A 697-nucleotide genomic window follows, 5' to 3' on the forward strand; every position below is an offset into this window, starting at 1 on the left:
AAAATGAATTGCCAATGTCAATGGCATCAAATCCGAGTCTCTCACAACCTTTGTTTAACATCGTCACGCCGATGATCCCTTTTATGCGGGAGGACTGTTTGTGATGGTAAAGATGATGGGCAACATACGGCAAACCGGCTTTCACTTGTTCGAAAATATAACGTCCTTTTTGAATATCGCTTCGATACTGCATCAGTTCGCGAAGCAGACGAACATTATGAAGGTGAATTTTCAACAGCCAGTCATTGGCCGCGATCGTCGTTCCGTCCGAAAGGTGAATGGTTTCACCCTTGTATCGAAGCAAACGGACGCGGAAAATGGAACGACAGCCGTTCTCTTTCCCACCAACATATTCGAGGCGGGAACATGCATAATAGAGCGGATCCATCAGTCCCCATACAGACAACAGCCACTGCGTCGCTTTGCTTCTCATTGGCGGCATCCTTCCCTGCTCGTTCTATCCATTTACATTATGGAATCGATCGAGCGCCATTATAAATGGAGAAAAAAGGAGAAAAAATCGCTGCATAACCAGTCGGGAGACGCGCGTACTGAGGTCCAGTTCCATTTCACCCCCTGCCCCAGGCTGTATCCCACCCGAACACAAGCGGAGCTGATCAACCAAACGATCGGGTTTTTGCAGGAAGGGCTTCGTTTGCTGTCGTTGTAGGGCAGTCGAACCGTGGGACGCACGGGG

At 49.2% G+C, this 697-nt stretch carries 2 protein-coding genes; one reads left to right on the forward strand and one right to left on the reverse strand.

Annotated features, from left to right (window positions below; genetic code table 11):
* Nucleotides 1–433, reverse strand: a 433-nt coding sequence (locus VU18_RS08030) for a hypothetical protein (protein ID WP_047757934.1), incomplete at its 3' end; no start/stop codon positions are given.
* Between the two features lie 39 nt (nt 434–472).
* On the opposite strand from VU18_RS08030, the gene VU18_RS19780 reads away from it, so the two are divergent.
* Nucleotides 473–670 (forward strand): hypothetical protein, encoded by a 198-nt coding sequence (locus VU18_RS19780; protein ID WP_014195959.1) that lies wholly within the window; start codon nt 473–475, stop codon nt 668–670.
* The last annotated feature ends 27 nt before the right edge of the window (nt 671–697 follow it).

Source organism: Geobacillus sp. ZGt-1 (genome assembly GCF_001026865.1).
Lineage (GTDB): Bacteria > Bacillota > Bacilli > Bacillales > Anoxybacillaceae > Geobacillus > Geobacillus thermoleovorans.